Consider the following 16,764-nt stretch of genomic DNA (forward strand, 5'->3'; position numbering starts at 1 on the left):
ACGGCCATTGAGCATAGCGAGATTGACATTGGCCTAGATCCTTTCCCCTACAACGGCACCACCACCACCTGCGAAACCCTCTGGGGCGGTGCGCCAGTGGTGGTCTTGGCAGGCAATGCCCATGTCTGCCGGGTGGGGGTCTCCATCCTCACCAACGTGGGGCTGCCGGAGCTGGTGGCCCAAACCCCGGAAGAGTACGTGGAAATTGCCGTGAACCTGGCCACGGATCTGGAGCGGCTGCGCCATTTGCGCCACACCCTCCGGGACAGGATGGAGCAATCGCCCCTGAGGGATCCGCAAAGCCATGCCCGCGCCCTGGAGCGGGCCTATCGGCAGATGTGGAAAAACCTGGTGGTCAGCGGTCAGTAGGTTCCTCGGATTCCGAAGGAGCCACCTGCTCGAAAATGTCCCACAGCTTGGCGGCCACTGTTGCCCAGCTCAGCTCCTTGGCCCGTTCCAGCCCCTTGGCAATCAGAGGAGAGCGCACCGGGTAGCTTTGAATGCGCTGCAAGGCGTCAACCAGCTCTTGAAGAGAGCCTTGGCAGAGCAGGGCTGTCGAGTTCTGCAAGGGATCCTTATCTTTTTTCTCTCCAGAGGCAGTTGCCGACTCCGAGCCGGAGGCATTTGGCTGCTCATCCCGGTAATGCACCACAGGACAGCCGCAGGCCATCGCCTCAAGGGGGCTGCTGGGCCGAAAGGTGGAGTGGAAAACCAGCGCCAGAGCCGAGGAATAGGCGCAGGCAAGCTCGGGATTGTTCAGGCTGAGGTAGCGAAGGCCTTGTTTTTGGGGCAGTTGCGCTTTGACGGGATCCACCTTCAGAGGACTGGGAAAGGCAAAGACCAGCTCGGTGCGGGAGAGCTTTTGGCCCTGCAGGATCTCCCAAGCTTGGCTGACAGCCTGGATGCCACGGTAATCAGCCAGCTGTTCGGGCAAGACGGCCAAGAAAAAAGGGCGAGTCAACTGAAACTTGCGGCGAAACTCGGACATGGCATCGGGAGCAGCCGGCTTGGCCCAGCCTTCAATGGCCGGGTAGACTAGCGACATCTGCTCGGGAGGGATCCCGGGGTAGTGGGTTCGGAAGCCAGCAAGCACTTCATCGGAAAAGAAAACGTAGTGGGAAGCAGCCAAGATGGCGTTTTTCTTCTCGATGTATTCCGAGTGAAACTGGCTGCCAGCCTCTGCTTCTAGGTCGTAGATGAAGGCGATGGAAGGGGTGGAGATGGGGGTGGTGTAGCCGGTGGAGAGAAACAGCCTGGCCTTGAGCTGGTCGCAGGCGCTCTGCAGGCCGGTGCGATCCTCACCTGCCTCTGCAAAAGCAAAGCGGGGGATCTCGGAAAAAAAAGTTCCCGGCGGCAGCCAAGTTTGCCCGCGGGTGAGCACCACAAACTTCGTTGCCTTCTTGGCCTTGACCCATTCTTCAATGAGGCTCAGCCACAGGTAGGACTGATCCAAAAGTGGAGAGCGAGAAAACCCTTCCGACTGCCAGATAACCCCGTCGATGACGATCATCCCCCACCTCCTCTGAGCAATTTAAGAGACATTGAGAGCGGCAAACATTTTGGCCAGGTAGAAGTCTTTGTAGCGGGTTTGGGCAATTTGGTCATGAACACCCAGGACAAAAGCCACCAGATCATAGCACAGGTAAATCTCATACAAAACTACCGCCATAGCCAGCCGCTGCCGCGGGGAGAGCCAATCCAGGTGCATAAAGTTTTTGACGTAAACATAGTTGCACCACAGCACTTGGGTGTAAGGGCGATAGGTTCTGGCTGAAAAGGGCTTGAGGCAGGCACCGAAGTTGCTGGTCATGCCATGCAGAAGAAAGCCCTCTTCTCTAAGGGCAATATCCACATCGCTAAAAAGAGGCTGATTTTTGTAGAGGGGTATGTACTCGACTTCTGTTTGGATAACAGTAACACTCTGTAGAGTTTTTCTAGCACCCCGGATAACATCCAGCTCAGCTCCCTGAACATCCATCTTCAGAAAGTCCACTTCGCCCAGCTCTGGAATATCATCCAGGCGGGTGGTCTGGACTTCCTCAACCCGAGTTACCCGACAAACTTCTGCCAAGTTCTCAAAATGTTGAGCCAGCTCCTGATTGGGCTCATAAAGAGAGGAGGTGTAGCCGGTATTGGTGAAATAGAACTTGCGACGGGATCCATCCCCAATGAAATAGGGAAAGTATTGCCGCTTCACTTTGTCGGCGCGAGGAGCCTCGGCTAGGGCTCTGGCGTTGAGCTTTTCACACTCTTCCTTCTGGGGCTCAAATCCTATCACCTGGGCATGTCCTTCCTGAACCAGCTTGTCGAAGTTATCGCCGCCCAGAAACATCGCCCCCACGTCCACAATTCGGATAAAAGGCATGTCTTTGTCGAGGATCTCGCTAGTCGGGAAAGGCATTACTCTACTCCACAGAAACGGCTAGATCAGACCGGCTTTGCTCGCCAGAGAAAAGCGATTCGGATGCACGGCAACCAAGTTTGACGCAGTTGGCGGTTGGACAGAGGCCTGAACAATGCTGAGATCTTGGATCACTGGGTTATAGACATAAATGAGATAACCCAATTCGGCAAGAAGCTTCGCCGACTCCAAACCTGAAAACTGGCCGATATTTTGGTTTCCAAACAGGATTACCGGGCTGCAGGTCTCGATAAGTTTTCTCCCCCCCTTCAAAACGGGAACTTCTGCCCCTTCCACATCGACTTTGAGCAAATCAATGTCGGGGCTGCCCTCTGAGATCCACAGCTCGTCTAAGGCAATTTGCTGCACCGGCTTGGTTTCTTCTACAACCGACATGGGATCCGTGACGATGCGGTTGAAAACGCTGGCCCCTTCACAGACCAGGTAAACCTCGCGGGACTCTTCGCCTACCGCAGCTTCTACAACTTGCACGGATTGGTCGAGCTTGTTTTGAGCGACCGTTGCCTGCAAGCACTGCACACATCCCGGCGTAGGTTCAATGGCATAGACTTTTCCAGACTCGCCCACACAGCGGGCAAAGAGAAAGGTGTAAACGCCAACATTGGCGCCGACATCGATGGCCCGCATGCCGGGCTTGAGGATTTGCCGACACAGCTCAATTTCGCTTTCAAACCAGCGATCCTGGGCCAGCAAAACAAAGGTAACGATGCTTTTGAGGTCGGGCTCCAACCTGAGCTTGTATCCTTCGTACTGAGTCCAAATTTCTGGCTTGGCTGGGGAGGGTGCCTCTTCGGCGGCTTCAGCAGCGGCCTCTTCCGGCTTGGGAGGGGGGGGAAGGTAGCGATCGAGGGCCAGTTGCAGCACCTGGAGGGCCCTCTCTTTCTGGTCGGGGTAGCGGCTGGCAATCCGCTGCAGCAGAAAAGCCCCCTCCGGCTGCGCCTGAGCCACGCCGTTGAGGGCAATCACCAGTTGCGCTTCCAGATCCGTAGGGTCAATGGCTGCCGCCAGGCGCCAATAGGGCAACGCCTCAGGTCGGTAAACCACACCGCTGTGGTGGGCCAGCCAACGGGCCAGGGTGTGGAGATAGCGCTCGCGTAGATCTGGCTGAGATGAGGCAGCGGCTTTGGCCGAGCGGCGGCTCTTTTTGCCAGCCAAGCTGCTGGAGGCCAGCTTGGGGGGATCCCAGACCAACCGCAGCTCGGAGCCGGCCAAGCCCAGGCTGGGATCCTCTAAGTAGCGCTGGGTGAGGAGGCGGGAGAGCAGCTCTTTGCCTTCCTGAACAGCCGTCAGTGGGCTGCCCAAGGCCAAAAGGGCGTGCAGGCGGTTGAACTGGCAGAAAAGGTGATCCGGATCCAGATCGAGGCCTTGCCGCCAAGCGGCCAGAGCCAGGGCCCAGGCAGCGCGGCGCTCGCGGGCGGTCTTGGCTTGCTGCGCCCGCAAGTAGTGCGATATCCCTAGCTCGTTGTAGTCGTCAGCAGTGGTGGGGATCCCCATGGCTTCGCTAACTAAGCTGCTGAATTATCCTACCACCTTGCCGGAGCTGCACTGGGTCTTCTGAACAGGCAGAAGAGAAGGCGGAAAAAGTTTGGTAACCTAGGAGAGCGATGCCGCTTGTGGTTGAGGGATGTTCATGGTACGCCGTTTCCCCGTCTGGATTGCTGCTGCCGCCTTGGCAGGAGGGATCGCCTGTACGCAGGCAGCTCCTGTGCAAACTCCTGACCAGGTGGTGAGCACTTTCATCGCTGCTGCCGAGAAGGGGGACTGGGGCACGGCAGACAGCTACCTGACGGAGCGCTTCAGCAATGCCCTCCGGCCGGGATCCCTGCCTTCGATTTGGGGCACGGTGGGGGAGAACGTGCAGGTGCGCAACCAAGAGGTGACCGGGAAGACGGCCTATGTCTGGGTGGAGGGCACCGACTCGCTGGAGGATGCGGCCCAGCGCCTGGGGCTGGATCCCTTGACGTTGCGCAAGTATTTGACCCAGCCGGATCTGGCGGATCCCACCTATCAGCAGTTGGCCCCGCAGTTGGTGGGTCTGCGCCTGGAGGGAGACACGGTGACCTCCCGCGTCAAGATCACCCTCTACCAGCAAGATCGCGGCTGGCGAATTGAAGTGTGGCAGCCAGACAAGCCCCCTGCAGAGGGATCCCAGCCGGAAAACCCAGAAGAGACAGAAGCAGCGGATCCCGGTGAAAATTCTGCATCTCCAACCGAGAACCCCTAGGACTGTTACCTGCAGGGAGATTGGGGAGGGTGTGGATGTGAGAGCGTGGTTTTTCCTGGTGCTGGCTTTGCTGCCTCTGGGGGGCTGTTGGCAGGCCAAAACGGCTGAAGAAACGCTGCGGGAGTTTGTCCAGGCGGCCAATGCCCGCGATTTTGCCACCGCAGAAGCCCTGCTCACTCCGCGGCTGCTAAAAGGGATCCCTCCGGGGGCCTTGGATCAATCGTGGCCCTCAGCGGAGGAGTTTACCCTCACCCCCATTCAAGCGGTGGGCAATACGGCCATTTTCCGGGTGGAGGCAATCCTGAAGCCAGAAGCGGTGGTGCCGACTTTGCGTTTCCAGTTCACTGCCGAGGAGCTGCAACGATTTTTAACAGAGCCGGATCGGGAGGATCCCCGTTTTCGCCCTTTTCGCTCCCAGTTGGGCTTCTACGAGCCTTTGCCAGAGGGTCGGCTGCGCGCAGTTATGGAGGTTACCCTCTATCGCCAGGCTCAAGGGTGGCGGGTGGAGTTGGCTCGGCTGCAGCCTCTGAATACGGTGGTTCTCCATGAGCCGATCCAATTGGCAGAAGAGGCCCAACCTTTTCAGCTGACGGGAACGGTGCGGCTGCTCAACCGCAAGGAGGGCTGGATTGGGGTCAACTTGGAAAAAGTCAGCCCCAGCTTGGATCGCTACGCGGGCACGTGGGTCTCGGTGGTTCCCGCTGAGGAGGTGCAAGTGACTCGCCTTGGCCGCTCTGCCAGCTGGCTGGATCTGCTCCCGGGAGATGTGGTGGAAATGGAAGGCACCGTTCGGTTCGCCGTCAACGTCGATGCGGAAGGGGGGATCCCAGCGGCCATTCGGGCCGAGCAAATCAGGGTGCTGCAGACCCTCACCCCCAGCCCCTCTCCCAGCCCAAGCGCTCCGCGTCGCTAAACGCAAACACCCCCGGCCCCTCTCCCAGGGGGAGAGGGGGGTAGGTTCTTGAACTCAACGCAGCGGCGAGTGCAACAGCACCACCAGCCGCTCTTCCAGGAACTTGAGATTGGCCACCACTTGGTTAAAGGCCTCTTCGGGGGTCCAGTCCATGAGATCTAGGGCCTTGGCCGCCAGGGCCTGCACGGGCACAGGCTCTTCCCCAAAGACGTCGATTAGCCAGCGCACCGAGAAGGGATCGATGACGATGTTGCCTTCGGATCCCGGCCAGCCATTGATGTTGACCGGGCCGTTGTCGCGGATGGCGTTTTCAAAGGCCAGCTTGGCATTGAGACGGATCAACAGGGGATGGGCCTGCACGGAGCCGTTTCGCCATTCTTCCAGGGTAAAAGGGGCTGGTGGGGTGGGGCGAGGATGGCCGCACCAAAAATCGATCAGCCGGGTCAGGTTGGGGAAAATCAGCTCGATAAAGTGCAGCAGCTCCTCTTGGCTGAGCTTTTTGATGTGGCGCAGGGCATAAGGGACAGGCTTGGTGAGGACTCGCTCCAGCTTCCACTGCTGCCAGTTCACCATGCTGATGAACTCCAGCTCCGCCTGGCGCAGCATCTCAAACACCTGGGGCACCGTGAAGCCCTTGTCGCTGCGCAGCAGAAAGTTGGCCAGGATGCCGTTGGTGGTTTTGATGGCGTCTCCCTGCCAGTGGCTTTTGACGAAGCTGCCTTCGTGGAGAGCATCCATCAGCTCCCTGAGGATGGGGACAGCCTTGGCAGCGGGCTCGTCCATCACCCCCAGCAGCTCCATGGCATTTTGCATGTTGAAAATAAACTGCCGCTGATAGAGGCTGTGGACATTGGTGCGGATAATCCCCTCTGGCTTTAGCACCTGGCGCATGCCTTTGAGCCCGGCCACCGGATCGTCCAGCAGGTAGAGGACGTCATTGCAGGCGATGAAATCGAACTGCTCCCCCAAGGCTTGCAGGTCGGTGATGTCCATCACCTCGAAACGCGCCTCTTTGATCTGGTGGAACTCGAAGCGCTGCCGGGCCATCTCCAGCGATTTCGGCGAGATATCCACCCCAACAAAAGAAGCGCCTGGGTTGGCCGTGGCCAGGACCAGGGTTTCCCAGCCGGAGCCGCAGCCGGCGTTGAGCATCACTTTGCCCTCGGGTTTGACCACCTTGCGCTCTCGTACATAGCAGGCGGTGGTGTAGCTGTTGGCAAACAGGGCAAAGGTATCCGTAACCGTCTGCTCAATGGGGACGTTGGGATAGGGAAATTCGTCAAACTGCGCCTGCACCAACTTCGAGGCAGATTGCTCCGGCATAGGGATCCCTTTTTCTCTGGAGCTTATGGTAGCCAATCCTTAACTGAACAGGGCCTGTGTTGATCCCAGCCGCTCTTCGGTCTGGGGATCAAAAAGGTGGAAGCGATCCATGTCGAAGACCACTTCGGCCCATTGGTTGACGCGCAGCTCGGTGCGGGGATCCACGCGGGCCACAAACTCCTGCTCGGGGAGGATCCCTTCGGGGTCAGCGGCGCTGAGGTGGAGGATGACCTCGCTGCCCATCTGCTCGGCGACCGAGACTTTGGCCCGCACGCGGGCGGGCTGGATCCCTGGGGGTTGGTACTGGGGATCGTGGATGTTTTCCGGGCGGATGCCGAAGATGACCGACTTGCCGACGTATTGCCAATAGGGCTCTGCCTGGTGGGGCGGGATGGCCACGCTGAAGGCGCCGGTATCGATCCAGAGGGTGCCCTCCTGCTCCCGCAGCTTGGCCTGGAAGAAGTTCATGGCAGGGCTGCCGATGAAGCCGGCCACAAACAGGTTGGCCGGGCGGGTGTAGAGGGTGTGGGGGGTATCCACCTGCTGCAGGCGGCCATCCTTCATGACGGCGATGCGGTTGCCCATGGTCATGGCCTCCACCTGGTCGTGGGTAACGTAGATAAAGGTGGTGCCCAGTTGCATGTGCAACTTGCTGATCTCGGCCCGCGCCTGTACCCGCAGCTTGGCATCCAAGTTGGAGAGGGGCTCATCCATCAAAAACACCGCCGGGTTGCGCACAATGGCCCGCCCGACGGCCACCCGCTGCCGTTGCCCACCGGAAAGTTCCTTGGGCTTGCGGTGGAGCAGGTGTTCGATCCCAAGGCGCTTGGCCACCCCCCTAACCCGGCTTTCGATCTCCGCCCGTGGCAGGCCGCGCAGCTTGAGGCCAAAGGCCATGTTCTCGGCCACGGTCATGTGGGGGTAGAGGGCATAGGATTGGAAGACCATGGCGATATCCCGATCCTTGGGGGGGACATCGTTCACCCGTCGATCGCCAATGTAGATGGAGCCGGCGCTCACCTCTTCCAGTCCGGCCAGCATGCGCAAAGAGGTGGTTTTGCCGCAGCCGGAGGGGCCGACGAAGACGAGAAATTCCCCGTCTTCGATGGCGATGTTCAGGTCGTGGACGGCAGTGGTGTCGCCGTAGCGCTTGGTAACGTGTTCGTAGGTCACGCTGGCCATGCTCTCGCTCCCCAGCCACTTCGCCCTCAAACTTATCCAACCCTAGGGGCAGAGGTCAAATCGGATCCCTGGGCTGGAGTAAGCTGGGGTCGCCCTCACCCCCAGCCCCTCTCCCAGAGGGAGAGGGGAGTTGAGGATCGAAAAGCCAAAAAACCTAAAAAGGTAGGCCACGAGCCTACCTCTGGGATCTGGATCTTGTTAAGCCAAAAGTGGCGCTCGCCTCCCCCCCTTAGGAGACAACGTTCACTTTGACCACTTGGGCTTTTTCGGAGTCCGCCTTGGGCAGAGTCAGGGTGAGGATCCCATCTTTGTATTCCGCTTTCACCTGATCGTGTTTGATCCGGCTGGGCAGCGGGATCACCCGTTGGAAGCGCCCATAACGGAATTCAGTCCGGGTTACCCCTTTGTCTTCAGAGCGCTTCTCAAATCGCCGTTCCCCGGTGATGGAGACCGCTTCGGCTGTCGCCTGGATGTCCAGATCGTTGGGGTTCAAGCCGGGCAGCTCCAGCTTCAGGGTAATGGTTTCGGGATCATCGTGCATTTCCACCGCCGGCACAAAAGTATAGGCATCGGTCTCGGCGGGGCGAGCCATCAGCCGGTCAAACATCCGGTTCATTTCCCGTTGAATTTCGTCAATTTCCCGAAAGGGATCCCAGCGAACCAGAGCCATATCTATCCACCTCCTGAGCAGATTTTGGTTAACTTTTGGTTAGCTTCTCTTTAAGTTAAGATTTACTCACCAGGCTTTAGCCTAGCCTCTGTACATTAGGATAAGTGATCTGGCTGGCTCAAGAGGGCGAGTTTTCTGGAAATCGATGGGGATATTTTCTCGCCCAAGGAATAGGAGAAAGCTGTCAGGAATCGGTGCGCTTGGGGGGGCGGTGGGATCTCGTCTGCAGCCACAAACTCAGGCCGGTAGCCACCATCAGCAACAGCCCCAAGCCGTTTAAGAACGGGTAGACGGCCTGCAGATCCAGAGGCCCCCATTGCCCTTTGTGGATTTGGATCAGCCAGTAGTAGTCGAAGTTGTCGTTGAGGCGGGCAATTTGGTAAAGGGATCCCGTTACCACCGTTACCACCAAGGGCAGAGCCAGGATGGGGGCCAGGGCGCGGTGGATCTGGCGGGCGAGTTTTCGAGGCGGGGCCATCAGAGTTTCTCCAAGGCTAAGGCCACCACCTTGCCATGGTAGCAGGGCAGCCCAAGCTGCCAAGCCCCCCTGGGTCTAGGGACGGATCCCGAGGGCTTCCTCCAGCTTGGGCATTTGCTCGCGGGGGATGACCCGCCCTTCGTCCTCAAAGCCGGGGATCTCGTGGAAGTTGAGGTAGCGGTACAGCTCGCCGGCAAAGGGCTGGATCTTGGTGGCGACGATCTCCCGGTATTCCTCAGGGGTAGGGATCCGGCCCAAGAGGGCGCAGGCGGCAGCCAGCTCGGCGGATCCCAGATAGACCCGCGCGTCTTTGCCCATGCGGTTGTTGAAGTTGCGGGTGGAGGTGGACATAACCGTGGCCCCGTCTGCCACCCGCGCCTGGTTGCCCATGCACAGGCTGCAGCCGGGCATCTCCGTCCTCGCCCCGGCAGCGGCAAAGGTGCCGTACACCCCTTCGGCGCGCAGTTGCGCCTCGTCCATGCGGGTGGGAGGACAGATCCAAAATTGGCGCACCTTGGCCCGCCCCTGGCCTTCCAAAATCTTGGCGGCGGCGCGGTAGTGGCCAATGTTGGTCATGCAGGAGCCGATGAACACCTCGTCGATGTGGATGGGTGTGTCGGGGTTGCCGGCCGCGTGCTGGGCGTGGACTTCGCTCAGGGTCATCACCTTGTCGGGATCGTTGGGGGCACAGACGATCGGCTCGCTGATGGCGCTGAGGTCGATCTCGAGCACGGCAGCGTATTCGGCATCGGGATCCGCCTCCATCAGGGTGGGGTTGGCCAGCCAGGCCTCCATCTTGGCAATGCGCCGCAGCAGGGTTCTCGCATCCTGATAGCCGCGGGCGATCAGGTTTTTCAGCAGCACCACGTTGGAGCGCAGGTACTCGGCAACCGTCTCGACGCTCAGCTGGATGGTGCAAGCGGCGCAGTTGCGTTCCGCCGAGGCGTCGGTGAACTCGAAGGCTTGCTCCACCTTCAAGTTGGGCAGGCCCTCGATCTCCATAATTCGCCCGGCAAAGACGTTTTTCTTGCCCTGTTTCTCGACGGTGAGCAGCCCCCGCTGGATGGCCACGTAGGGGATGGCGTGGACAATGTCCCGCAGGGTGATCCCGGGCTGCAGTTCCCCCTTAAAGCGCACCAGCACCGACTCCGGCATATTCAGGGGCATCACCCCCATGGCGGCGGCAAAGGCCACCAGCCCAGAGCCAGCCGGGAAGGAAATGCCCAAAGGGAAGCGGGTGTGGGAGTCGCCCCCAGTGCCGACGGTATCGGGCAGGAGCATGCGGTTGAGCCAGGAGTGGATGATGCCATCGCCTGGCCGCAGGACGACACCTCCCCGCGAGGCAAAAAAGTCGGGCAGCTCTTTGTGAACCTGGATATCCACCGGCTTGGGATAGGCGGCGGTGTGGCAGAAGCTCTGCAGCACCAGGTCGGCGCTGAAGCCCAGACAGGCCAATTCCTTGAGCTCGTCGCGGGTCATGGGGCCGGTGGTGTCCTGGGATCCCACCGTGGTGATCAGCGGCTCGCAACTGGTGCCGGGGCGCACTCCGGGCAGCCCGCAGGCTTTGCCGACGATTTTCTGGGCCAGGGTATAGCCCTTGCCCGTGTCGGCGGGCGGGGTGGGGCGAATGAACAGGGGGGAGGGATCCAGCCCCAGGGCCTGGCGGGTTTTGTCGGTAAGGGCCCGGCCAATCAAGAGAGGGATGCGGCCCCCGGCCCGCACCTCGTCGGGCAGCGTCACAGGCTGCAGGGAAAAGGTGGTGAGGACTTGGCCATCCTCAGAGCGGATAACGCCCTCGTAGGGGTAGATCGTCACTACCATGCCCGTCTCCAGGCAGGAGACATCGCACTGGATGGGCAGGGCGCCGGCATCTTCGGCGGTGGTGAAGAAAATGGGCGCGATCGTGCCCCCCAGAATCACCCCGCCGGCCCGCTTGTTGGGCACATAGGGAATGTCGTGGCCGATGTGCCAGAGCAGGGAATTAAGGGCGGACTTGCGGGAAGATCCCGTGCCCACCACATCCCCCACAAAGGCCACCGGATGGCCGCGGCGCTTCAGCTCGGCAATGGCTGCTATCGCTCCCGGCGCCCGCGATTCCAGCATGCTCTGGGCATGAAGGGGAATATCGGGGCGGGTGGTGGCGTGGGCGGCGGGGGAAAGGTCATCGGTGTTGATCTCGCCGGCAACCTTGAACACCGTCACGGTGATGGCTGCGGCCAGGGGAGCTTTGGCGGTAAACCATTCGCCCTTGGCCCAGGACTCGATCACCTGTTGGGCATAGGCATTGCCGGACTGGCTCAGCTCCAGCACGTCGTGAAAGGCATCGAAAACCAGCAGGGTGTGGCTGAGGGCGCGGGCTGCTGCCGCTGCAATCTCACTCCGGGGATCCCGCAACAGATCCAGCAAAACTTGGACGTTGTAGCCCCCCAGCATGGTGCCCAAGAGCTCCACCGCCCGCAGGGGAGTGATCAACGGGGATTCAACCTCCTCCTTGGCCACAGCGGCCAAAAAGCCCGCTTTCACATAGGCGGCTTCATCGACCCCCGGCGGGACGCGCTCTGTTAAGAGGTGCAACAAAAAGGCTTCTTCGCCGGCAGGCGGGGCCTTCAGGAGCTCGCACACCTGGCTGGTCTGGGCAGCGTTTAAGGGCAGCGGCGGGATCCCTTGGGCCGCGCGGGCAGCAGCATGTTGGCGGTACTCGGCCAGCATGGGGAGGATTCCTTAGGTCACTCGATGTGGGTATTCATTCTACCGCCAGCTCGGCAGCAGCCAGCTCTGCCCCCTCAGGATAGCTCCGCCAACAGCTCTTTTTGGTATAGGCCAATACAAGCCTGGATCAACTCGTCCAGCTCCCCTTCCAAAATTGGCTCGAGCAGGAAGTTCTGGTTGAGGCGGTGATCGGTAACCCGGTTGTCTTTGTAGTTGTAGGTGCGAATTTTTTCCGAGCGCGATCCCGTTCCCACCTGCATGCGACGGGCGGAGCTGATGGAGGCCTGTTGCTCCTGCAGCTTCATCTCGTAGAGCTTGGCCCGCAAAATCTGCATCGCCCGCTGCCGGTTCTGCAGCTGGGAGCGCTCCTCGGTACAAAACACGCGGATGCCGGTGGGCTTGTGGAGGAGGTCCACCGCCGTTTCCACCTTGTTCACGTTTTGGCCGCCCGCCCCGCCGGAGCGCGCCGTCTTGATCTCGATGTCCTTCGGGTCGATCACCACCTCCACCTCGTCCACTTCCGGCATCACCGCCACCGTGGCCGTCGAGGTGTGGACGCGCCCCTGGGCCTCTGTCACGGGCACCCGCTGCACCCGATGCACGCCGGCCTCGAACTTCAGCTTGCTGTAGACCTGATCCCCGCGAATTTCCAGGATGGCCTCTTTGTAGCCTCCCATCTCTCCTTCCGAGAGGCTGGCCAGGCGCACCGACCAGCCCATCTTCTCGGCGTAGCGGGTGTACATGCGGGCCAAATCCGCCGCCCACAGGGCCGCCTCCTCGCCGCCGGTGCCGGCGCGGATTTCCAACATAATGTTTTTCTCGTCGTTGGGATCCCGGGGCAGCAGCAGCAGGGTCAGCTTTTCCTCCAGTTGTTCTTGGCGGACGCGCAGTTGCTCCAGTTCTGCCCTGGCCATCGCCTCCAGCTCTGGGTCGTCGGAAGCCACCTCCCGCAGCAGCTCTTCCGTCTGCTTCAGCTCGCGAGTGAGCTTTTGCCACTCGTGAAAGGTCTGGACGGTGGCTTCTAGGGAGGAGCGGGCCTTGGCAATCCGCTGCAGCTCAGCTGGATCGGTCGCCACATCGGGATCGGCCAGACGTACCGTCAGCTCCTGAAAGGTGGCTTCAACGTTTTTAAGCTGCTCGATGAGTTGAGCAGAGGCCATAGATCTAGTGTCAGCGAAGACTCACAGCAATGCCCAGCAAGGCAGAAAAGAAACTCAGATTGAAGCTCGGCTACTTAGCTTTCTTGCCGCCCATGCCGTACTTGCGCATGAACTTGTCCACGCGGCCTTCGCTGTCAATGATCTTCTGGCTGCCGGTGAAAAAGGGATGGTTGCCCGACCAAACATCGACCTTCAGCTCCGGCTTGGTGGATCCCACTGTCATCACCACTTCGCCGTTGCAGATGACTTTGGCTTCGGGATACCACTGGGGGTGTATTCCTTTTTTGGGCATGGCAATCTCCTCCTCCGGGCCTGTTCCTATACCCTTGTCTATCAACATCTAACTTGAAAAAGCAATGGCAGGGATCCCTAGCGCTTCGAGTACTGGGGAGCCTTGCGGGCCTTGCGTAGGCCATATTTCTTCCGTTCCACGGCGCGCGGATCCCGTTTTAGGTAGCCCTCTGTCTTGAGGGGGCCGCGGTTAGCCGGATCCACCTCGCAGAGGGCGCGCGCCACGCCCAACTTGATGGCATCGGCCTGACCGTGGACGCCGCCGCCATGAGCCCGCACCAAGATGTCGTAGGAGTTCTCTAGGCCGAGGAGCTCCAACGGCGCTTTCACACTGGCCAGTAGCGCCTCCTGGTATTGCAGGTATTGGTCGCCGGGCCTGTCGTTGATGATCAGCTTGCCGGTGCCGGGCACCAGGCGCACGCGGGCGACAGCCGTTTTGCGGCGTCCGGTTCCCCAGTAGACGGCTCGTTGGCTGCTGGCTGCTTGGGTCATACTTTGGCTCCTGGGATCGTGTGGATGGGGTAAACCTGAGGTTGCTGGGCCTCGTGGGGGTGGTGGGGCCCGGCGTACACTTTTAGCTTGGTGAATTGCCGCCGGCCCAGGCGGGTGTGGGGCAACATCCCCTTCACTGCTTTCTCAATCACCCGCTCCGGCAGGCGAGCTTGCAGTTGGGCAAAAGTCTCGACTTTCATGCCGCCGGGACGGCCAGAGTGGCGGCGGTAGAGCTTTTGGGTGCGCTTTTTGCCGGTGACCACCACTTTCTCGGCGTTGATCACGATCACGTAGTCCCCCGTATCCAGGTGAGGGGTGAAGTTGGGTTTGTGCTTGCCCCGCAGGAGCTTGGCCACAACCACGGCCAAGCGGCCGAGGCGCTGGTTGGCAGCGTCCACCAGATACCAGCGAGGGGTTAGAGTTTTGGGGGGAGGAACGGGAGTTGTGTTCATGGCAGCCAAGGATGACATCAACCGCAGAATGGAATGGACAAGAAAACGCCTAGGCCAGGGAAGAAACACACAAAGCCGCCGACCAATCGGGGGTTTTGGGCAACCCCTGCAGGGGCAAGGCCCAAAAGGGCGGCGAGTGAGCGAAGCGGCGGCCAAATGGATCCCCAGCATAGCCCACATCCACCAGGCACAGCCCTTGCGGAGGGGCGCTGTAGCGGGTGCGCATCCGGCTCCAGTCGTTGTGTTGCCAGAGGTGGACAAATTGTTGTGGGCTGATCTCGCCACGGCCCACCACCTCCAGGGATCCCACCAGCAGCCGCATCATGCGGTAGAGAAAGCCGCTGGCCTGCACCTCGATGCTGATGAGATCCCCCAGCCGCTGGCAGAGCACCTCCTGCACCTGCACCCGCGAGTGGGGCCGGTCGGATCCCCGGCGGCGAAAGGCTTCTAGGCTGTGCTCGCCCAGAAGAGAGTTGAGGGCCTCCGCCATCGGCTCCACCTGCAAAGGCCAGCGCACCTGCCAGCTAAAGAGGCGCCAGAACACATCCGGCAGCTCCCGGTTCAGGATCAAGTAGCGATAGCGGCGCCAGCGAGCTGAAAAGCGGGCATGCCAGAAATCGGGCACCTGAGCGGAAGCCAATACCACCACATCTTCCGGCAGACAGTCGTTGAGCACCCGCGCCCACTCCGTCGGCGGGATGCCAGAGGTGGTGTCGAAGTGGGCCACCTGGCCCGAGGCATGAACCCCCGTATCGGTGCGACCTGCCCCGTAGAGGGCCACCGGGTGCCCGGCCCGCAATGCAATCGCCTCCTCCAGTACCCCTTGCACGGTGCGGTGGCCCGCTTGCCGCTGCCAGCCGCGAAAGCCGCTGCCGAGGTACTGAATTTTCAGGGCAATGCGACGGCTCTGCATGGGGCCTACACCAACTCGATGACCGCCATTTCTGCCCCGTCGCCCCGTCGACGCACCGTGCGCAGGATGCGGGTGTAGCCCCCAGGCCGATCGCGGTAGCGCTCCGGCGCTTGCTCAAACAGGGAGCGCACCAGCTCCTTGTCATAGATGTAGGCCAGGGCCTGCCGCCGCGCTGCCAGAGAGCCGTCCTTGGCCAGGGTGATCATTTTCTCAGTGGTGGCGCGAATGGCTTTGGCGCGGGCTTTGGTGGTCGTGATCCGCCCTTCCCGCAGCAGGGCCGTGGTCAGCGCCCGCATCAGGGCCTTGCGCTGGTCGGCGGGCTTGTTGAGGTGAGGGGTACGACGGCGGTGACGCATAGTAGCCTCTGCCTTTTATCTTGTGTCCTGTGGAGATGTTGACCGGTTTTGCCGCAGCGAGCCGGCAAGGCTCTACGTCTTGCTCCTTTCGCGGGGCAAGGTTAGGCCTAGGCGGTTCTTCAAAGCTTGCACCACCTCTTCCGCGGATTTTTGGCCGAAGTTTTTGATCTCCAGCAAATCCTCTTCGGTATAAACCAATAGATCCGCCACCGTATTGATTTGAGCGCGCTTCAGGCAGTTGTAAGCCCGTACCGAGAGCTGCAGCTCTTCGATGGGGATCTGGTTCTTCTGGTTATCCTCAGCTTGCCGGGGCTCTGGCGGGGTGTCGAAGCTGACCTCCTGCAGCGGCGAGAACAGGCCCACCAAAATGCGAGCCGCCTGGCTGAGGGCCTCCTGGGGGGTGAGGCTGCCGTTGGTCCAAATCTCCAAAATTAGGCGATCTTTTTCCAGAGATTGTCCCACCCGCGCCGCCTCAACGGTGTAGTTGACTTTGCGCACCGGCATGAAGACGGAGTCGATCTGGAGAAAGTCGATGGCCATCGATTTGCTGTCGGAGTAATCGACGGCACGGTAGCCACGTCCGCGGCCAATCATGAACTCCATTTCCAGGATCGCCCCTTCCGCCAAGGTGGCAATGTGATGGCGGGGGTTGATCACTTCCACCTCGCTGGGCAATTGCAGCTTCTCGGCGGTCACCTCTCCCGGCCCTTGTGCCACCAAACGGCCCACCTGCGTGTCGGGAGCGTTGGAGCGCAGCACCAGCTCCTTCATGTTGAGTAGGATCTCCATCACGTCTTCCCGCACCCCCGGCACCGTGGAAAACTCGTGGGTCACCCCGGCAATGCGTACAGCGGTTACTGCCGTCCCTTCTAGGTTGGAGAGCAACACCCGCCGCAGGGCGTTGCCCACCGTGATCCCTTGACCCCGCTCCAGTGGCCCCAGGGCAAATTTGCCGTAGTGAACGCCATTAGCTTCCTGATGGGATTCGACGCACTCGGTCTGGTAGGGAGCAGCACTAGAAGCGGCTTTGCTGCCCAGATTGTGGAGGGTTCGGCTGGTCTGCATCATAGAGTAGCCCCGTCCGTCTGGCTCAACATCTGTTTGGAGAACTTAGAAGACTGGAGGCCATGCCTCACATCCTGCAGGAGGGCAAGCCTGTCGCCAGCGCTTGGCCCGCCC

At 60.5% G+C, this 16,764-nt stretch carries 18 protein-coding genes; 3 read left to right on the plus strand and 15 right to left on the minus strand.

The features are described 5' to 3' along the window. A partial coding sequence (locus ACVWXC_RS11190) for an O-linked N-acetylglucosamine transferase family protein (protein WP_457410475.1) occupies window positions 1–369 on the plus strand: 369 nt, incomplete at its 5' end. Here ACVWXC_RS11190 and ACVWXC_RS11195 read toward each other — a convergent pair. Genes ACVWXC_RS11195 through ACVWXC_RS11205 form a run of 3 tightly spaced genes read right to left on the minus strand, consistent with a single transcriptional unit; the run spans window position 356 to window position 3,916 of the window. Continuing rightward, window positions 356–1,510, minus strand: a complete 1,155-nt coding sequence (locus tag ACVWXC_RS11195; RefSeq protein ID WP_457410476.1) for a hypothetical protein — start codon at window positions 1,508–1,510, stop codon at window positions 356–358. The genes ACVWXC_RS11190 and ACVWXC_RS11195 overlap by 14 nt on opposite strands. 21 nt (window positions 1,511–1,531) lie before the next feature. Continuing rightward, a complete protein-coding gene (locus tag ACVWXC_RS11200; protein WP_457392838.1) occupies window positions 1,532–2,401 on the minus strand; it encodes an FkbM family methyltransferase in 870 nt (289 codons plus the stop codon). A gap of 21 nt (window positions 2,402–2,422) precedes the next feature. Beyond that, window positions 2,423–3,916 (minus strand): FkbM family methyltransferase, encoded by a 1,494-nt coding sequence (locus ACVWXC_RS11205; RefSeq protein WP_457392835.1) that lies wholly within the window; start codon window positions 3,914–3,916, stop codon window positions 2,423–2,425. Window positions 3,917–4,052: 136 nt separating this feature from the next. Here ACVWXC_RS11205 and ACVWXC_RS11210 point away from each other — a divergent pair, with 136 nt between their 5' ends. Together ACVWXC_RS11210 and ACVWXC_RS11215 are read left to right on the plus strand one after the other, a co-directional pair. Continuing rightward, a complete protein-coding gene (locus tag ACVWXC_RS11210; RefSeq protein WP_457392832.1) occupies window positions 4,053–4,646 on the plus strand; it encodes a hypothetical protein in 594 nt (197 codons plus the stop codon). 31 nt (window positions 4,647–4,677) lie between these two features. After that, a complete protein-coding gene (locus tag ACVWXC_RS11215) occupies window positions 4,678–5,559 on the plus strand; it encodes a hypothetical protein (protein ID WP_457392830.1) in 882 nt (293 codons plus the stop codon). A gap of 54 nt (window positions 5,560–5,613) precedes the next feature. Here ACVWXC_RS11215 and ACVWXC_RS11220 read toward each other — a convergent pair whose 3' ends face one another. The 12 genes from ACVWXC_RS11220 to ACVWXC_RS11275 all read right to left on the minus strand — a co-directional run bounded on the left by ACVWXC_RS11220 (window position 5,614) and on the right by ACVWXC_RS11275 (window position 16,653). Beyond that, on the minus strand, window positions 5,614–6,882 hold the full coding sequence (locus ACVWXC_RS11220; RefSeq protein ID WP_457392827.1) for a class I SAM-dependent methyltransferase: 1,269 nt from the start codon (window positions 6,880–6,882) through the stop codon (window positions 5,614–5,616). Window positions 6,883–6,921: 39 nt separating this feature from the next. After that, window positions 6,922–8,064, minus strand: coding sequence for an ABC transporter ATP-binding protein (locus tag ACVWXC_RS11225; protein WP_457392824.1), 1,143 nt, complete (start codon window positions 8,062–8,064; stop codon window positions 6,922–6,924). A gap of 229 nt (window positions 8,065–8,293) precedes the next feature. Next, window positions 8,294–8,734, minus strand: a complete 441-nt coding sequence (locus tag ACVWXC_RS11230) for an Hsp20/alpha crystallin family protein (RefSeq protein WP_457392821.1) — start codon at window positions 8,732–8,734, stop codon at window positions 8,294–8,296. 184 nt (window positions 8,735–8,918) lie between these two features. Further along, window positions 8,919–9,212: a PepSY domain-containing protein gene (locus ACVWXC_RS11235; protein WP_099812119.1), complete on the minus strand. Its 294-nt coding sequence runs from the start codon at window positions 9,210–9,212 to the stop codon at window positions 8,919–8,921. A 75-nt stretch (window positions 9,213–9,287) separates the two neighbouring features. Further along, window positions 9,288–11,921, minus strand: a complete 2,634-nt coding sequence (gene acnB, locus ACVWXC_RS11240) for a bifunctional aconitate hydratase 2/2-methylisocitrate dehydratase (RefSeq protein ID WP_457392818.1) — start codon at window positions 11,919–11,921, stop codon at window positions 9,288–9,290. A 74-nt stretch (window positions 11,922–11,995) separates the two neighbouring features. Further along, complete coding sequence (gene prfA / locus ACVWXC_RS11245) at window positions 11,996–13,081, minus strand: peptide chain release factor 1 (protein WP_011430291.1); 1,086 nt, start codon at window positions 13,079–13,081, stop codon at window positions 11,996–11,998. 70 nt (window positions 13,082–13,151) lie between these two features. Continuing rightward, a complete protein-coding gene (gene rpmE, locus ACVWXC_RS11250) occupies window positions 13,152–13,373 on the minus strand; it encodes a 50S ribosomal protein L31 (RefSeq protein WP_099812117.1) in 222 nt (73 codons plus the stop codon). A 77-nt stretch (window positions 13,374–13,450) separates the two neighbouring features. Continuing rightward, window positions 13,451–13,864, minus strand: coding sequence for a 30S ribosomal protein S9 (gene rpsI / locus ACVWXC_RS11255; RefSeq protein ID WP_011430293.1), 414 nt, complete (start codon window positions 13,862–13,864; stop codon window positions 13,451–13,453). After that, window positions 13,861–14,316, minus strand: a complete 456-nt coding sequence (rplM, locus tag ACVWXC_RS11260; RefSeq protein WP_457392813.1) for a 50S ribosomal protein L13 — start codon at window positions 14,314–14,316, stop codon at window positions 13,861–13,863. The genes rpsI and rplM overlap by 4 nt, the downstream gene beginning before the upstream one ends. 49 nt (window positions 14,317–14,365) lie before the next feature. After that, window positions 14,366–15,229, minus strand: coding sequence for a tRNA pseudouridine(38-40) synthase TruA (gene truA, locus ACVWXC_RS11265; RefSeq protein WP_011430295.1), 864 nt, complete (start codon window positions 15,227–15,229; stop codon window positions 14,366–14,368). A gap of 5 nt (window positions 15,230–15,234) precedes the next feature. Beyond that, entirely contained in the window at window positions 15,235–15,585 is a 351-nt protein-coding gene (gene rplQ / locus ACVWXC_RS11270; RefSeq protein WP_011430296.1) for a 50S ribosomal protein L17, read from the minus strand. Window positions 15,586–15,657: 72 nt separating this feature from the next. After that, window positions 15,658–16,653 (minus strand): DNA-directed RNA polymerase subunit alpha, encoded by a 996-nt coding sequence (locus ACVWXC_RS11275; protein ID WP_011430297.1) that lies wholly within the window; start codon window positions 16,651–16,653, stop codon window positions 15,658–15,660. Window positions 16,654–16,764 lie beyond the last annotated feature (111 nt).

This window comes from Thermostichus sp. OS-CIW-20 (assembly GCF_054061455.1).

Coding starts and splice junctions, on each gene's coding strand:
- ACVWXC_RS11195 (WP_457410476.1), bottom strand. CDS start 1,510: ATGATCGTCATCGACGGGGTTATCTGGCAGTCGGAAGGGTTTTCTCGC.
- ACVWXC_RS11200 (WP_457392838.1), bottom strand. CDS start 2,401: ATGCCTTTCCCGACTAGCGAGATCCTCGACAAAGACATGCCTTTTATC.
- ACVWXC_RS11205 (WP_457392835.1), bottom strand. CDS start 3,916: ATGGGGATCCCCACCACTGCTGACGACTACAACGAGCTAGGGATATCG.
- ACVWXC_RS11210 (WP_457392832.1), top strand. CDS start 4,053: ATGGTACGCCGTTTCCCCGTCTGGATTGCTGCTGCCGCCTTGGCAGGA.
- ACVWXC_RS11220 (WP_457392827.1), bottom strand. CDS start 6,882: ATGCCGGAGCAATCTGCCTCGAAGTTGGTGCAGGCGCAGTTTGACGAA.
- ACVWXC_RS11225 (WP_457392824.1), bottom strand. CDS start 8,064: ATGGCCAGCGTGACCTACGAACACGTTACCAAGCGCTACGGCGACACC.
- ACVWXC_RS11230 (WP_457392821.1), bottom strand. CDS start 8,734: ATGGCTCTGGTTCGCTGGGATCCCTTTCGGGAAATTGACGAAATTCAA.
- ACVWXC_RS11235 (WP_099812119.1), bottom strand. CDS start 9,212: ATGGCCCCGCCTCGAAAACTCGCCCGCCAGATCCACCGCGCCCTGGCC.
- acnB (WP_457392818.1), bottom strand. CDS start 11,921: ATGCTGGCCGAGTACCGCCAACATGCTGCTGCCCGCGCGGCCCAAGGG.
- prfA (WP_011430291.1), bottom strand. CDS start 13,081: ATGGCCTCTGCTCAACTCATCGAGCAGCTTAAAAACGTTGAAGCCACC.
- rpmE (WP_099812117.1), bottom strand. CDS start 13,373: ATGCCCAAAAAAGGAATACACCCCCAGTGGTATCCCGAAGCCAAAGTC.
- rpsI (WP_011430293.1), bottom strand. CDS start 13,864: ATGACCCAAGCAGCCAGCAGCCAACGAGCCGTCTACTGGGGAACCGGA.
- rplM (WP_457392813.1), bottom strand. CDS start 14,316: ATGAACACAACTCCCGTTCCTCCCCCCAAAACTCTAACCCCTCGCTGG.
- truA (WP_011430295.1), bottom strand. CDS start 15,229: ATGCAGAGCCGTCGCATTGCCCTGAAAATTCAGTACCTCGGCAGCGGC.
- rplQ (WP_011430296.1), bottom strand. CDS start 15,585: ATGCGTCACCGCCGTCGTACCCCTCACCTCAACAAGCCCGCCGACCAG.
- ACVWXC_RS11275 (WP_011430297.1), bottom strand. CDS start 16,653: ATGATGCAGACCAGCCGAACCCTCCACAATCTGGGCAGCAAAGCCGCT.